This window comes from Streptomyces sp. NPDC094034 (assembly GCF_040303865.1).
Taxonomy (GTDB): Bacteria; Actinomycetota; Actinomycetes; order Streptomycetales; family Streptomycetaceae; genus Streptomyces.
The window spans coordinates 65,554-83,098 of the sequence record NZ_JBEOUD010000037.1; the positions used below are offsets into that span (position 1 = coordinate 65,554).

Sequence of the window (17,545 nt, forward strand, 5' to 3'; positions counted from 1 at the left end):
GTCGTGTCGCCCGTTCCAGTTGTTGGCTTCAAGCGTGAGGTGATGAGGATGTCCGAGGAGCAGAGCGAGCACACGGAACTGTCCACTGCTCAGACGGGAATCTGGTTCGGCCACCAGCTCGACCCTTCGGGACACGCCTACAACATCGCCGAGTACGTCGACTTCCATGGCGACATCGACGTCGCCCTGTTCCAGGAGGCCTGCCGACAGGCGTTCCGCGAGTCCGAAGCGCTGCACCAACGCTTCAGCGAAGGACCGGAAGGCGTACGGCAGACGCTCGATCCCTCCCTCGTCCCGGACGTCGGATACATCGACGTCTCCAGTCGGCCCGACCCGGAAGCGGCGGCGCGGGAATGGATGCACACCGACCTCCGCCGACGCGTGGACGTCCTCACCGGTCAGCTCTGGTCGTTCGCCCTCTTCCGGATCTCCGACGGGCGCTACTTCTGGTACGTGAGGTTTCACCACCTCCTCATGGACGGCTATGGCGGCTTCCTGTTCCAGCAGCGCCTGGGAGAGATCTACATGTCGCTCCGGTCACCGGGCACCCACGCGCCCGAAGCGGTCGTCCCGCGGGGGCTCGATCCGCTCCGCGAGGAGGACCGCGAGTACCTCGCCTCGGCGAAGTTCACCGCCGACCGCGCCTACTGGCTCGACAAGTTCGCCGACCGCCCGCACCCGGCGACCCTCGCGTCACGCGAGCCCGGCGTCAACGGACAGGTCACCCGGGTGACCACGGAGCTGGACAAGGCCAGCAGCGACACGCTCGGCGACCTGGCCCACGAGCACAGGACGACACGCGCCGTGGTCTTCATCGCGGCCGTCTTCGTCTACCTCAGCCGCATGACCGGTGAACAGGACATCCTGGTAGGCCTTCCCGTAACGGGCCGCAAGTCGGTGCACGCCAGGCACACCGTCACCACCCTCTCCGACGTCCTCCCGCTCCGCCTGACGGTCCCCGGCGAGGAATCCTTCCGCGACCTCCTCGGCCGGGCCACCACCGAAGTGAACCAGGCACTGCGCCACCAGCGCTTCCGCTCGGAACACCTGATCCGGGAGGTCCGCGGAGGGAACAGCACCCAGCGCATATGGAACGTCGTCGCCAACATCATCTCCTTCAACGACGGCATATCACTGGGCAACCTCCACGGTTCCCCCCACAACCTGTCGAGCGGACCGGTACCCGACCTCTCCATCGTCGTCCGTGACGTCGATGACGGCCGGGGCCCCACCATCGACTTCGACGGCAACTCCGACCTGTACGACCGGCAGGAACTCTCCTCCCACCAGACCCGGTACCTGAGCCTGCTGGAACAGCTCGTCGCGGATCCCGCCGCCCCCCTGCGCCAGGCCGACATGGTCGCGCCGGACGAGCGCGAGCGGATCCTGCACACCTGGAACGACACGGACGTCGACTACCCGCACGAGATCTCCGTCCACGCACTCTTCGAAACCCAGGCGGCACGCACCCCCGACGCCAACGCCGTCACCGACGGCGCGACCACCTTGACCTACGCGGAACTCGACGCCTGCGCCAACCGTCTGGCCCGCAGGCTCCGGCGCGCCGGCGTCACCACCGAGTCCCGGGTCGCCGTCCTCCAGGAACGCTCCATCGGCGTCGTCGTCTCGTCCCTGGCCGTCCTCAAGGCCGGCGGCGTGTACGTACCCATCGACCCGAACCAGCCCGCCGGCCGGTCCGAGTTCATCCTTCAGGACACCGCCGCCATGGCCCTGCTGACCGACCGGGATCAGCACGACATCGGTTTCACCGCGGACGTCCCCGTCATCCGCGTCACGTCCCGGGGCGAGGACGGCACGGAGAACGCGACGGATACGACGGCCAAGACGGCGGGGACGGCTGCGGACCCGGGCACGGGGGCCGCCCCGGACGGTGCCCCGTGCGCACCGCAGGTCGCGGTCCACTCCGAGCAGCTTGTGTACGTCATGTACACCTCCGGCTCCACCGGCAAGCCCAAAGGCGTGGCCAACACACACCGCAACGTCGTGCACCTGGCCGCCGACTCCTACTGGACCTCCGGCCGGCACGAACGCGTGCTCATGCACTCCCCGTACGCCTTCGACGCGTCCACCTTTGAAATCTGGACACCGCTCCTGACCGGCGGCACCGTCGTCGTCGCCCCGGCCGGCCTGATGGACGCCGCAGACCTCGCCAAGGTGATCGCCGAGCAGAACGTGACCGGCCTGTTCGTCAGCGCCGGCCTCTTCCGCGTCCTCGCGGAGGAGCACCCCGCCTGCTTCAAGGGCGTCCGCGAGATCTGGGCAGGCGGAGACGTCGTCTCGCCCACCGCCGTCCACCGCGTCCTCGAAGCCTGCCCTGGCACGGTCGTCGCCAACGAGTACGGTCCAACCGAGACCACCGTCTTCTCCGCCGTCAACCCGCTGCGCGAAGTCGGCCAGATACCGCACCATTCCGTTCCCATCGGCCGGCCCCTCTGGAACACGCAGCTGTACGTTCTGGACGAGGCACTGCGCCCCGTTGCCCCGGGAGTCAGCGGTGAGCTCTACATCGCCGGCGACGGCCTGGCCCGTGGCTACCTCAATCGCGCCGAACTGACCGCCGGCCGCTTCGTCGCGAACCCCTTCGGCGTACCGGGCGGCAGGATGTACCGCACGGGGGACGTGGTGCGCTGGCTCGCCGATGGCACCATGGACTTCATAGGCCGCGTCGACGACCAGGTAAAAGTACGCGGCTTCCGCATCGAACCCGGCGAGATCGAAGCAGTCCTGGCCGGCCACGCCCAGATCGGCCAGGCAGCGGTGATCCTCCGGGAGGACACCCCCGGCGACAAGCGACTCACGGCCTACGTGGTGCCGCTCGCGAGCACCGACCCCGCCGGCGTGAACACGGTGGCACTGCGTGCGTACGTCGCGGAGCGGCTCCCCGACTACATGGTGCCGTCGGCGTTCGTGGTGCTGGACACTCTCCCCCTGACCCTGAACGGGAAGTTGGACCGGCGGGCGCTGCCGGCCCCGGATTACACGCGGGGTGGTGCCGGGCGTGGGCCGCGTTCGCCGCGGGAGGGGATCTTGTGCGGGTTGTTCGCCGAGGTTCTGGGTGTGGAGTCGGTGTCGATTGATGACGGGTTCTTCGAGTTGGGTGGGCATTCGTTGTTGGCGACCCGGCTGGTGAGCCGGATCCGGACGGTCCTGGGGGTGGAGGTCAGTATCCGGTCGTTGTTCGAGGCTCCGACTGTGGCGGGGTTGGTGGGGCGGTTTGGTGAGGGTGGTCGGGTTCGGGAGTCGTTGGGGCGGCGGGTGCGGCCGGAGGTTCTTCCGGTGTCGTTCGCGCAGCGGCGTCTGTGGTTCCTGGGTCAGCTTGAGGGTGTGTCGGCGACGTACAACATCCCCCTCGCTCTGCGTCTGACGGGTGTGTTGGATGTGGGGGCGTTGCGGGGTGCGCTGGCGGATGTCGCGGGTCGGCACGAGAGTCTGCGCACCGTGTTCCGCCAGAGCGCTGACGGCCGGCCGAGCCAACTGGTCCTGGACGCGGTCACGGGCGTCCCCGAACTGCGTGTGGTGCCGGTGGCCACCGATCGTGTCGCTGCCGCAGTGGTGGAGGTGGCTTCGGCCGGGTTTGATCTGGAGCGGGATCTGCTGTGGCGGGTGCGTCTGCTGGAGGTCACCGATGTTCCTGGTGAGTGGGTGTTGGTGATGGTGGTCCATCACATTGCGGCGGACGGCTGGTCGATGGCCCCACTGGCGAGGGATCTTTCGCAGGCGTATGCGGCCCGTTGCGAGGGACATGCGCCGGGGTGGGAGGAGTTGCCGGTGCAGTATGCGGACTACACGTTGTGGCAGCGTGAGGTGCTGGGTGACGAGGGTGATCCGGACAGTGTGATCGCGGCCCAGGTCGCGTACTGGAAGCAGGCCTTGGCTGGTCTTCCGGAGCAGCTGGAGCTGCCGGTGGATTACCCGCGCCCTGCTGTCGCGTCGCATGAGGGTGCTTCGGTCGGGTTCCGTGTTCCGGCGGAGGTGCATGTCCGTCTGGTGGAGCTGTCCCGGTCGTGCGGGGCGAGTGTGTTCATGACGGTGCAGGCGGCGTTGGCGGTGCTGTTGTCGAAGGTGGGTGCGGGGGAGGACATTCCGATCGGGACGCCGGTGGCGGGTCGTTCCGATGACGCGCTTGATGATTTGGTCGGGTTCTTTGTGAACACGCTGGTTCTGCGGACCGACCTGTCGGGTGATCCGACGTTCCGGGACGTGGTCGAACGGGTTCGGGAGGCGGACCTGGCCGCGTTCACGCACGAGGACGTGCCGTTCGAGCGGTTGGTGGAGATCCTCAACCCGGCGCGCTCCATGGCCCGCCACCCTCTCTTTCAGGTCATGCTCACCTTCCAGAACGTCGCCAGGCCCGATCTCGACCTGCCTGGTCTGACCGTTCGTGGAGAACAGGTCGAAGGCGCGGTGGCCAAGTTCGATCTGTCTGTCAGCATGGGTGAACTCCGGGACGAGAACGGAGCACCCGCAGGACTGCAAGGGCAGTTGGACTACCGCACGGATCTGTTCGCGGAGACCACTGTCCAGAGTCTTGCGGATCGCCTGGTGCGCGTGCTGGAAGCCGCCGTTGCCGAGCCTGGTCGGTTGGTCAGCGAGATCGATGTCCTCGGTGTCGAGGAGCGTCGGCGGGTGTTGGTCGAGTGGAACGACACGGTCCGTGAGGTTCCGGATGCGACGTTGCCGGAGTTGTTCGAGGCGCAGGTGGCGCGTACTCCTGATGCCGTTGCTGTGGTGTGTGGTGGTGTCGAGCTGTCGTATGCGGAGTTGAACGCTCGGGCGAATCGTCTGGCTCGTCATCTGGTGGTGTGTGGTGCGGGTCCGGAGCGCTTGGTGGCGGTGGCGTTGCCGAGGTCGGTCGACCTTGTTGTGGCGTTGCTGGCGGTGTTGAAGAGCGGTTCGGGTTATGTGCCGGTGGATCCGGAGTATCCGGCGGACCGGATCGCTTACATACTTGCGGATGCCGAACCCGTTGTGGTTCTGACGGAAGCGGTTGCGGAGGCCTTGTTGCCCCGGGACAGCGGAGACCTGTCCGATGGTGATCGCTTGTGTTCGCTGCTGCCTGCGCACCCTGCGTATGTGATCTATACGTCGGGTTCGACGGGGCGGCCGAAGGGTGTGATGGTCGAGCACGGCAGCGTGGTGAACCTTGCTTCGTGGGCTGCTGAGGGGTTTGGTTCGGGGCGGCTGGAGGATGTCTGCGCGTCGACGTCGCTCAACTTCGATGTGTCGGTGTTCGAGATCATGGCTCCGCTGCTTGCCGGCGGCAGGGTCCACCTGATCCGGGATCTGCTTGCATTCGGCGAAGAGGCTGTCGGGGGGACCGGTCGGCCGTTGGTGAGCGGTGTGCCTTCGGTGTTCTCAAGTCTGCTGGATCGTGCGCCGGATGCGGATGCGGATGCGGCAACGGTTGTCATGGCGGGTGAGGCGATTTCGCCGATTGTTGCCAGGAAGGTCCGCTCGGCCTTTCCTGTGGCTCGCGTAGCGAACTGTTATGGGCCCACTGAGGCCACTGTCTATGCGACTTCGTGGTACACCGATGCCGAGCTGCCGGATGCGATTCCGATCGGGCGTCCGGTGTGGAATACGCGGGTGTATGTGCTGGATGGGGGGTTGTCGCCGGTTCCGGTGGGTGTGGCGGGTGAGTTGTATATCGCGGGTGCTGGTCTGGCTCGGGGGTATGTGGGGCGTCCGGGTTTGACGGCGGAGCGGTTTGTGGCGGATCCGTTTGCTGTGGTGGCGGGTTCGCGGATGTACCGGACCGGGGATGTGGTGCGGTGGTCGGTGGATGGGGTTTTGGAGTTTGTGGGGCGTGCTGATGCGCAGGTGAAGGTGCGGGGTTTCCGTATCGAGCCGGGTGAGATCGAGGCTGTTCTCGCTGGGCATGAGCAGGTTGTTCAGGCGGCGGTGGTTGTGCGGGAGGACTCTCCTGGTGACAAGCGTCTTGTCGCTTACGTCGTGTCTGCGGCGGTGGACTTCGATGCTGCTGTTCTGCGTCGGTATGTGGGCGAGCGGTTGCCGGATTACATGGTGCCCTCCGCCTTCGTCTCCCTTGATGCCCTGCCCCTGACCCTGAACGGGAAGTTGGATCGGCGGGCGTTGCCGGCCCCGGATTACACGCGGGGTGGTGCCGGGCGTGGGCCGCGTTCGCCGCGGGAGGGGATCTTGTGCGGTTTGTTTGCCGAGGTTCTGGGTGTGGAGTCGGTGTCGATTGATGACGGGTTCTTCGAGTTGGGTGGGCATTCGTTGTTGGCGACCCGGCTGGTGAGCCGGATCCGGTCGGTGTTCGGGGTGGAGGTGAGTATTCGGTCGTTGTTCGAGGCTCCGTCTGTGGCGGGGTTGGTGGGGCGGTTTGGTGAGGGTGGTCGGGTTCGGGAGTCGTTGGGGCGGCGGGTGCGGCCGGAGGTTCTTCCGGTGTCGTTCGCGCAGCGGCGTCTGTGGTTCCTGGGTCAGCTTGAGGGTGTGTCGGCGACGTACAACATCCCCCTTGCTCTGCGTCTGACCGGCGCTTTGGACGTGGAGGCGCTGCGGGGCGCGCTCGCGGACGTCGCCGGTCGGCACGAGAGTCTGCGGACGGTGTTCCCGCAGGTGGACGGGGAGCCGTGGCAGGAGATTCGGCGGGGTGCGGCGGGTGTTCCCGACATCGTCGTGGAGGCAGTGGTCACCGATCGTGTCGCTGCGGCAGTGGCGGGTGTGACGGGTGCCGGGTTTGATCTGGAGCGGGATCTGCCGTGGCGGGTGCGTCTGCTGGAGGTCACCGACGCCCCCGATGAGTGGGTGTTGGTGATGGTGGTCCATCACATTGCGGCGGACGGCTCGTCCATGACGCCACTGGCGAAGGATCTGTCCCAGGCGTACGCGGCCCGTTGCCAGGGACATGCGCCGGCATGGCAGGAGCTGCCGGTGCAGTACGCCGACTACACGCTTTGGCAGCGCGAGCTGCTCGGCAGCGAGGACGATCCGGACAGTGTGATCGCCGCCCAGATCGCCTACTGGAAGCAGGCGCTGGCTGAGGTGCCCCAGCAACTGGAGCTCCCCGTCGACTACCCGCGCCCCGCGATCGCATCGCACAAGGGTGCTTCCGTGGACGTGCACGTACCGGCCGAAGTGCACGCCCGTCTGGTGGAGCTGTCCCGGTCCTGCGGCGCGAGTGTGTTCATGACCGTGCAGGCCGCGTTGGCGGTGCTGCTGTCGAAGATGGGCGCCGGGCAGGACATCCCGATCGGGACGCCCGTCGAGGGCCGTATCGATGACGCGCTCGACGATCTCGTCGGGTTCTTCGTGAACACGCTCGTGCTGCGGACCGATCTTTCGGGCGATCCGACCTTCCGTGAAGTCCTCGAACAGGTCCGGGAAGCCGACCTGGCCGCGTTCGCTCACCAGGACGTGCCGTTCGAGCGGCTCACGGAGATCCTCAACCCGGCGCGTTCCATGGCCCGCCACCCTCTCTTCCAGGTCATGCTTACGGTCCAGAGCATCGCTGACCCGGAGCTTGCGCTGCCCGGGCTGAGCGTGCGGGCGGAACAGGTTCACGGGTCGGTGGCGAAGTTCGACCTGTCGTTGAGCCTGGGGGAGACCCACGACATCGACGGGAACCCCGCGGGTCTTGAGGGGCAGTTGGAGTATCGGACGGATCTGTTCGCCGAGAGAACCGTTCAGCACCTCGCGGACCGCCTGATACGCGTACTGCGAGCGGTTTTTGTCGATCCCGACCTGCGTGTCAGCGAGATCGAACTGCTGGGGCCCGATGAACGCGAGCAGATCCTGACCTCGTGGAACAGGAATGAGGTCGAAGTTCCGGACGCGTCGTTGCCGGAGCTGATCGAGGCGCAGGTGGTTCGCACTCCGGACGCGCTGGCCGTGGTCAGTGGTGGTGTCGAGCTGTCGTATGCGGAGTTGAACGCTCGGGCGAATCGTCTGGCTCGTCATCTGGTGGGGTGCGGTGCGGGTCCGGAGAGGCTCGTCGCCGTCGCTCTGCCGAGGTCGGTCGACCTTGTTGTGGCGTTGCTGGCGGTGTTGAAGAGCGGTTCGGGTTATGTGCCGGTGGATCCGGAGTATCCGGCGGACCGGATCGCCTACATGCTTGCGGATGCCGAACCCCTTGTGGTTCTGACGGAAGCGGTGACCGCGGATTTGCTGCCCCGGGACGGCGCCGCACGGTACTTGCTGCTCGATGATCCCGAAGTCCGGCGGGCCGTGGGTGGCCGGGACGGCGGAGACCTGTCCGATGGTGATCGGTTGTCTTCGGTGCTGTCTGCGCATCCGGCGTATGTGATTTATACGTCGGGTTCGACGGGTCGGCCGAAGGGTGTGGTGGTGTCGCATGGGGCGTTGGTGGGGTTTTTGGCGGCGGCGGGTGTGCGGTGTGGGTTGGATTCGTCCGACCGGTTGTTGGCGGTGACGACGGTTGCGTTTGATATTGCGGTGTTGGAGTTGTTTCTGCCGTTGGTCGGTGGTGCGTGTGTGGTGGTTGCGGGGCGGGAGGAGGTTCGGGATCCGTTTGTGCTGGGTGGGCTGGTGCGTGGGTCGGGTGTGTCGGTGATGCAGGCGACTCCGTCGTTGTGGCAGGTGTTGGTGGCGGAGGTTCCTGGGTCTGTGCGGGGTCTGCGGATGCTGGTGGGTGGTGAGGCGCTGCCTTCGGTGTTGGCGGAGGGTATGTGTGGGTTGGGTCGTGAGGTGGTGAATCTGTATGGGCCGACTGAGGCGACGGTGTGGGTGACGTCGTGTGTGGTGGGTGGTGGGTCTGGTGGTCTGTTGCCGCCGGCGATCGGTGATGCGTTCGCGAATACGCGGGTGTATGTGCTGGATGGGGGTTTGTCGCCGGTTCCGGTGGGTGTGGCGGGTGAGTTGTATGTGGCGGGTGTGCAGTTGGCTCGGGGGTATCTGGGGCGCGCGGGTTTGACGGCGGAGCGGTTCGTGGCGGATCCGTTTGCTGTGGTCGAGGGTTCGCGGATGTACCGCACCGGGGATGTGGTGCGGTGGTCGGCCGATGGGGTGCTGGAGTTTGTGGGGCGTGCTGATGCGCAGGTGAAGGTGCGGGGTTTCCGCATCGAGCCGGGCGAGATCGAAGCGGTCCTGGCGGAGCACGCGTCGGTCGCGCGGAGCGTGGTCGTGGTGCGGGAAGACACTCCGGGCGACAAGCGGCTCACCGCCTACGCGGTGCCCGTCGCCGGCGAAGCGGTACCGGCTGATCTGTTGCGTCGGCATGTGGCGGACCGGCTGCCGGATTACATGGTGCCCTCCGCGTTCGTCACCCTCGACGCGCTGCCGTTGACACCGAACGGGAAGCTCGACCGCAACGCCCTGCCGGCTCCCGAACACACCATGGACGAGTCGGGGCGGTCGCCGCGCTCGCCGCGGGAAGAGATCCTGTGCGGTCTGTTCGCCGAGGTCCTCGGCGTCGAGTCCGTGTCGATCGACGACGGTTTCTTCGACCTCGGCGGGCACTCGTTGCTGGCGACCCGGCTGGTGAGCCGGATCCGCACCGTCCTCGGGGTCGAGGTCGGCATCCGGTCCTTGTTCGAGGCTCCGACCGTTGCGGGGTTGGTGAACCGACTCGATGAAGGTGACCGGGTCCGTGAGCCGCTGGTACGGCGGGTGCGGCCGGAGGTTCTTCCGGTGTCGTTCGCCCAGCGCCGTCTGTGGTTTCTCGGCCAGCTCGAAGGCGTCTCGGCGACGTACAACATCCCCCTTGCTCTGCGTCTGACCGGCGTTTTGGACGTGGAGGCGCTGCGGGGCGCGCTGGCGGACGTCGCGGGTCGGCATGAGAGTCTGCGGACGGTGTTTCCGCAGGTGGACGGCGAGCCGCGGCAGCATGTCCTGGCGGGTGCCGAGACGGTCCCGGAGTGCGTCGTTGAGCGGGTCTCGGAAGCCGGAGTTCCGGCCGCTGTCGGGGCAGTGGTCACCGCCGGTTTCGATCTGGAGCGGGACCTACCGTGGCGGGTCCGGGTGCTGGATGTCACCGACGCCCCCGGCGAGTGTCTTCTGGTCATGGTGGTGCATCACATTGCGGCCGACGGCTGGTCGATGGTGCCGCTGGCGAAGGATCTGTCGCAGGCGTACGCGGCCCGTTGCCAGGGTGCTGCCCCGGAGTGGCGGCCGCTCGCGGTGCAGTACGCGGACTACACGATCTGGCAGCGCGAGGCCCTCGGTGAGGAGAACGACCCCGACAGCGTGATCGCCGCCCAGGTCGCCTACTGGAAGCAGGCCTTGGCCGGTCTTCCGGAAGAGCTGGAGCTGCCGGTCGACCACCCGCGCCCGCCGATCGCCTCGTACGAGGGTGCTTCGGTGGAGGTCCGTGTGCCGGCGGAGGTGCATGTCCGTCTGGTGGAGCTGTCGCGTTCCTGCGGGGCGAGTGTGTTCATGACGGTGCAGGCGGCGTTGGCGGTGCTGTTGTCGAAGATGGGCGCCGGGGAGGACATTCCGATCGGGACGCCGGTGGCGGGTCGTACCGATGACGCGCTCGATGATTTGGTCGGGTTCTTCGTGAACACGCTGGTTCTGCGGACCGACCTGTCGGGCGACCCGACGTTCCGGCAGGTGGTGGAGCGCGTCCGGGAAGCCGACCTCGCCGCGTACGCCCACCAGGACGTGCCGTTCGAGCGGCTCGTGGAGATCCTCAATCCCGCGCGTTCCATGGCCCGCCACCCGCTCTTCCAGGTCATGCTCGCCTTCCACAACAACGCGGAACCCGATCTCGACCTGCCCGGCATTCAGACGGAGGACCAGCCGGTGCACATCCCGGCGGCCCGATTCGACCTGTCCCTCAACCTCGCCGAGACTCATGGGCTCGACGGGATCCCGGCCGGCCTGCTGGGCGAGTTGGACTACCGCACCGATCTGTTCGAGCGCACCACCGTCGAGCAGCTCGCCGAGCGGCTGTCCCGGCTCCTCGAAACCGTCACGGGCGACCCCGACCAACCGATCCGTATGCTCGGTGTCCTCGGCGCGGACGAGCGACGGCGGATGCTCGTCGAGTGGAACGACACGGCTCACGAGATTCCCGAAGCAACGCTGCCGGAGCTGTTTCAGGCGCAGGTCGCACGCACGCCCGAGGCCCTCGCGCTGGTGGGCGGCGGAGTCGAGCTCACCTACGCCGAGTTGAACGTGCGCGTACGGCAGCTTGTGCGCGGCCTGGCCGCACACGGCATCGGGCGGGGCGACCGCGTGGCGCTCCTGTTGGACAGCTGGGTCGACCAGATCTGCATGACCCTCGCCCTCGCGCAGGTCGGAGCCGCGTACGTGCCCCTGGACCGGCGGAGCCCCGCCGCCCGATTGGAGCTGATCCTCGGCGACTCCCTGAGCACCGCCGTCGTGGTCGACCGGACGACCCGACCCTTGCTTCCGGACCGGTATCCGCCCAACGGTCTCGACACGTTGCAGGTCGAGGAGCTGCCCACACCGGGCCTGTCGACAGCGGCCGATATGGCGCCGACAGTGCGGCCTCTCGACCTGGCGTACGTGATGTTCACCTCCGGTTCCACCGGGCGCCCCAAGGGCGTGGCCATCACCCACCGCAACGTGGTCGCGCTCGTCTTCGACCAGTACTGGCAGCACACCGGCGAGGACCGTGTCCTCGTCCACTCGTCGCCGTCGTTCGACGCCTCCACCTACGAGGTGTGGGGCGGCCTCCTCAGCGGTGCCACCCTCGTGGCCTCGGGCACCGTGGCCGCGGACATCCCCGAACTCGCCCGCACCATGACGGCGGCCCGGGTCACCGTGGGTCTGCTCAACGAGGGCATCTTCCGGGCCCTGGCCGAGAGCGCACCCCAAAGCTTCGGCACCCTTCGCGACGTCTACGTCGGCGGTGACACGATCTCACCCTCCGCGGTGCGGAAAGTGCGGGACCACGCCCGAGGCATGCGGTTCACCAACAGCTACGGGCCGACCGAATCGACCCTGTGCGTCGCCCACCACACGCTTCCCGAGGGGAGCGACGACACCTCTCTCATCCCGATCGGCAGGCCGCTCGACAACACACGGCTGTACGTGCTCGACGAAGGGCTCCAGCCCGTGCCCTGCGGAGTGATCGGCGAGCTGTACGTCGCCGGTGAGGGCTTGGCCCGCGGCTACGTCGACCGCCCCGACCTGTCGGCGGAGCGGTTCGTGGCCGACCCGTTCGGTCCTTCCGGTACGCGCATGTACCGGACCGGCGACCGGGTGAAGTGGCGGCACGACGGCACCCTGGAGTTCGCCGGCCGCACCGACAGCCAGGTCAAGGTGCGCGGCTTCCGTATCGAGCCGGGTGAGATCGAGACGGTGCTGGAGTCGTTCCCGGACGTGGCCCAGGCCGTGGTCGTCGTCCGCGAGGACCGGCTGGGCGACAAGCGGCTCGTCGCCTACCTGGTCGCCGCCGCCGACGTGAAGGTCGATCCCGAACACCTGCGGGTCCGTCTTGCCGACGCTGTGCCCGACTACATGGTTCCAGCTGCCCTGGTGCGGCTCGATGCCCTTCCCCTCGGGCCGACGGGCAAGCTCGACCGGGCGGCACTGCCCGTACCCGACTACGCGGGCGGAGGCGGTCGGGCTCCCCGCACCGACAAGGAGCGCACCCTGTGCGCGGTCTTCGCCGACGTACTGGGGGTCGACGAGGTCTCCGCGGACGACAGTTTCTTCGCGATGGGCGGCGACAGCATCGTCTCCATCCAACTCGTCGCCAAGGCACGCGCGGCAGGGCTGATCGTCACACCGCGGCAGGTGTTCGAGCGGAAGACCGTCGAAGGACTCGCGGCGGTGGCGGTCGAGGTGGACGGGCGGACCGACGCGGCAGCGGACTCCGGCACCGGCGTGGTGCCACTGACACCGGTCATGCGGCAGCTCTGCGAACGCAGTGACGTCATCGACCGGTTCAGCCAGTCGATCATGCTCGTGACCCCGGGCGGCCTGCTCCGCGAGGACCTCACGGCCGCGCTGCAAGCAGTCATCGACCACCACGACCTCCTCAGGGCCCGCCTCGCCGCCTCTCCGGACGGAACGTGGGGGCTTGAGGTGCTGCCACCCGGCACGGTCACCGCCGCACCGGCTCTCTCCCGCGTCGAGGCCGGGGGGCTGGGGGAGCCGCGACTCCGGGAGCTGGCGGTCGAGCAGGGGGCCGAGGCGGGCAGCCGACTGGCCCCAACGGACGGCCGCATGCTGGACGTCGTCTGGCTCGACGCGGGACCGCACGCGTACGGCAGCCTGGTCATCACGCTCCACCACCTCGCCGTCGACGCCGTGTCCTGGCGCATCCTCGTGCCCGACCTCGTCTCTGCCTGGAAGGCCGTCGCCGAGGGCCGACAGCCGAGCCTCCAGCCCGTCTACACGTCCTTCCGCCGCTGGGCCGAACAGTCGACCGCCGAGGCGGAACGACGGATCGGCGAACTGCCCTTCTGGGAGCGGCTCACCGCGGACACCGAGCCGCCTTTGAGTACGCTGCAAGGCGCCCTCGAACCCGCACGCGACACGTGGGGCACCGCCGAGAACCTCAGCGTGACACTCCCGGCGGAACTGACGGGGCCGCTGCTGACCACATTGCCCGAGGCCTTCAACTGCGCACCGGACAGCGTCCTGCTCGCAGCCCTCATGCTGGCCGTCGACCGCCGCACGGCACGGCACGGCGGATCCACGCCGCCGTTCCTCGTCGACGTGGAGCGCCACGGACGGCAGACGATGAGCCCCGACCTCGACGTGTCCCGGACGGTGGGCTGGTTCACCAGCGTCGCGCCCGTCCGCCTCCACATGCAGGACGTTGATGGTGGGCGCGGGGCGGAGGACGGCCTCAAGTACGTGAAGGAGCAGCTGCGGGCAGCTCCGGACAACGGCTACGGCTACGGCCTGCTCAGGTACCTCAACCCGGCGGCCGTCGACCGCCTCGCCGCCCTCCCCGCCGCCCACATCCTCTTCAACTACCTGGGACGCATCCCGGCGCCGACCGGCCACAACGCCACGGAGCCACAACCCTGGTCGGTCATCGACGACGGAGAAGTCGGCGGCGGCGCCGACCCGGACATGCCCATGACCCACGCCCTCACGGTCAACGCCGTGGCCCGCGACACCACCAACGGACCCGAGCTGCTCACCACTTGGGCCTGGCCCGGCCGCCGCCTGTCGACGGCCGTCGAGGTCCGGGAACTCTCCGACGCGTATACGCAGGCCCTGACCGACCTGGCCGCACTGGTCGATTCCCCCAGCATCGGCGGGCTGACCCCGTCCGACGTGCCCCTCCTGGGGCTGAGCCAAGACGAAATCGACGAGTTCGAGTTCGCCGAGTTCGAAGACTGAACGGAAGGATTTGAGATGAAGCGGTCCCGAATTGAAGACATCCTTCCGTTGTCGCCTCTTCAGGAGGGGCTCCTCTTCCACGCGCAGTTCGATGACGAAGCCGCGGACACCTACGTCGTCCAGCTCGTCATCTCCCTGCGTGGCACGGTCGACGGAGCGGCACTGCGCACGGCGGTGAACGAGGTGCTGACCCGTCACGCCAACCTCCGGGTGGGCATACAGCATCGCAAGACGGGGCAGCCCGTACAGCTGGTGATGCGAGACGTCGAAGTCCCCTGGCAAGACATCGACCTCACCCACCTTGCGCACGAGCAGCGCGCAGCCGAACTCGAACGCCTCCTCACCGAGGACCGCGGGCGCCGGTTCGACCTGAGCCAGGCCCCGCTGATCCGGTGCGCCCTCGTCCGGATGGCCGAGGACGACTACCGGTTCGTCTGGGCCAACCACCACATCCTGCTCGACGGATGGTCGAACGCGGTCCTGTTCCAGGAGCTGTTCAGGCTCTACCAGAGCCGGGGCGAAGCCCGCCTCACGCCGGTCACCCCGTACCGCGACTACCTCGCCTGGACCGCACGGCAGAACGGCGAGAGTGCGCGCGAGGCATGGGCGGCCGCGCTCGACGGGCTCCAGGACTCCACCCACCTCGTACCCCACCCGGGCACGAGCCCGGCCCAGTCGTTCCCGCGACGCGCCACCTTCACGGTCGACGAACGCCTGACAGACGCTCTCGCCGAACTGGCACGCACCCGGAACCTCACCTTCAACACGCTGATGCAGGGAGCCTGGGGCATCCTGCTGGGACGCCTCACCGGCTCGGAGGACGTGGTCTTCGGCATCACCGTCTCCGGACGCCCCCCGGAGCTCCCTGGCATCGAGACCATGGTCGGGCTGTTCATCAACACCCTGCCGGTCCGCGTCCGACTCGACCCGGCTCGCTCCGTCGTCGAGGCTCTTGCCGGACTTCAGGACGAGCAGGCACGTCTGATGCCCCACCAGCACCTCGGGCTCGCCGAAATCCAGAAGGCCGCAGGGCGGACCGACCTCTTCGACACCGTGGTCGTGTTCGAGAACTACCCGGTGGACGAGGCCGCGTCCGAGGGACTCGGTGCGGACCTCCAGGTCGCCGACGTCATGGGCCGCGACGCGACGCACTATCCGCTGAGCCTCATGGTCCTCCCCGGACATGAGCTCGTCCTGAACCTCGACTACCGCGAGGACGCCTTCGACCGGGCGGCCGTCGAACAGCTCGCGGCACGCCTCGTCCGACTCCTCGAAGCCATCGTCGCCGCACCGGACACTCCGATCCGCGACCTCGACCTGCTCGACCCGGCCGAACGGGAGCAGCTCCTCGCCCTGGGCAACGGCGCCGACGTCCAACCGCCACACACCACCGTGCCTGACCTCTTCCGGGCGCAGGTGCGCGCCACCCCGGACGCCGTCGCCCTCACAGGCGGCGGAACGGAGCTCACGTACGCCGAGCTGGACGCCAGGGCGGGCGCACTTGCCCACGAACTCGTCGCCATGGGCGCGGGACCGGAACAGGCCGTCGCGGTGTGGATGGAGCGCTCCACCGACCTCGTGGTCGCGCTGCTGGCCGTGCTCAAGACCGGCGCGTTCTACGTACCGCTGCACGACGGCTACCCGGCGGAGCGCCGCCGGATCGTCGTCGACGACTGCGGCGCCCGGCTGCTGCTGACGGACCGGCCGCGGGATGCGGCCGCGTTTGCGGGCGCGGCAGTCGTCGTCCATGCGGTGGACGGTGCTGCGATAGCGGCCGGCGAGGCCGGAAACGGTTCTGAGCCCCCCGCCTCGGGCGCCCGCGCCGGTGCCGGCGCTCGTACGGAGGGCGACGGCCTGGCTTACGTGATGTACACGTCAGGCTCCACGGGCGAGCCCAAGGGCGTCGCCGTCACGCACCGGGCCATCGTCGATCTGGCCCGTGACCCGTCCTGGAAGAGCGGCCCCGAGGACCGAGTCCTCTTCCACGCACCACACGCCTTCGACATCTCCGACTACGAACTGTGGGTTCCGCTGCTCTCCGGGGCGCGGGTCGTCGTCGCCCCGACGCAGCCGATCGACTCGGTGGCCCTCAGGACGCTCCTGACCCGGGAAAGGATCACCTCCGTACACCTGACCGCCGGGCTCTTCCGCGTGATCGCCGAACAGGACGCGGACTGTTTCTCCGGAGTTCGTGAGGTGTTGACGGGTGGTGATGTGGTGTCGCCGGTGGCGGTGCGGAGGGTGGTGGAGGCGTGTCCGGGCACGGTGGTGCGGGTGTTGTACGGGCCGACGGAGATCACCTTGTGTGCGACGCAGTTCGAGGTTCCGGTGGGTGCGGTCGTGGGTGGTTCGGTGCCGATCGGTCGGCCGATGGACAACACGCGGGTGTATGTGCTGGATGGGGGTTTGTCGCCGGTTCCGGTGGGTGTGGCGGGTGAGTTGTATGTCGCTGGGACGGGTGTGGCCCGGGGGTATGTGGGGCGTCCGGGGTTGACGGCGGAGCGGTTTGTGGCGGATCCGTTTGCTGTGGTGGCGGGTTCGCGGATGTATCGGACCGGTGATGTGGTGCGGTGGTCGGTGGATGGGGTTTTGGAGTTTGTGGGGCGTGCTGATGCGCAGGTGAAGGTGCGGGGTTTCCGTATCGAGCCGGGCGAGATCGAGGCGGTGCTGGCGGAGCACGTGCTGGTGGCGCAGAGCGCGGTGGTGGTGCGTGAGGACTCTCCGGGTGACAAGCGGCTCACCGCCTACGTGGTGCCCGCCGCGGGAACCGTGGCGGATCCGGCCGTGCTGCGCGGGTTCGTCGCGCAGCGGTTGCCGGACTACATGGTCCCCTCCGCCATCGTCCCCCTTGACGCACTGCCCCTCACACCGAACGGGAAACTCGACCGGAACGCCCTGCCGGCCCCGGAAGTCGTCTCCGGCACCACGCACAAGGGACCGCGCACGCCGCAGGAAGAGATCCTCTGCAAACTGTTCGCCGAAGTCCTCGGTGTCGACGCCGTGTCGATCGATGACGGCTTCTTCGAGCTGGGCGGCGACAGCATCCTGTCGATCCAGCTGGTGGCGCGAGCGCGGGCCGCCGGCCTGGCCCTCTCCGCACGGGACGTGTTCGAGCGTAAGACGGTGGCCGCTCTTGCTGTCCGTTCCCGTGCCGCCGATCCCGATGCGGGTGGATTCACGCCCTCCGATCTTCCGCTGGTTTCTCTGAATCAGGTGGAGATCGGGGTGGTGGAGCGGCGGTGGAGGGGGATCTCGGATGTGCTTCCGTTGG

Annotated in this window: 2 protein-coding genes; both read left to right on the forward strand. The window is 68.0% G+C overall.

Translation table 11 applies throughout. The features are described 5' to 3' along the window. Positions 1–48: 48 nt before the first annotated feature. A complete protein-coding gene (locus tag ABTZ59_RS27700) occupies positions 49–14,274 on the forward strand; it encodes a non-ribosomal peptide synthetase (RefSeq protein WP_351418861.1) in 14,226 nt (4,741 codons plus the stop codon). 15 nt (positions 14,275–14,289) lie between these two features. Continuing rightward, positions 14,290–17,545, forward strand: a 3,256-nt coding sequence (locus ABTZ59_RS27705; RefSeq protein WP_351418863.1) for a non-ribosomal peptide synthetase, incomplete at its 3' end; no start/stop codon positions are given.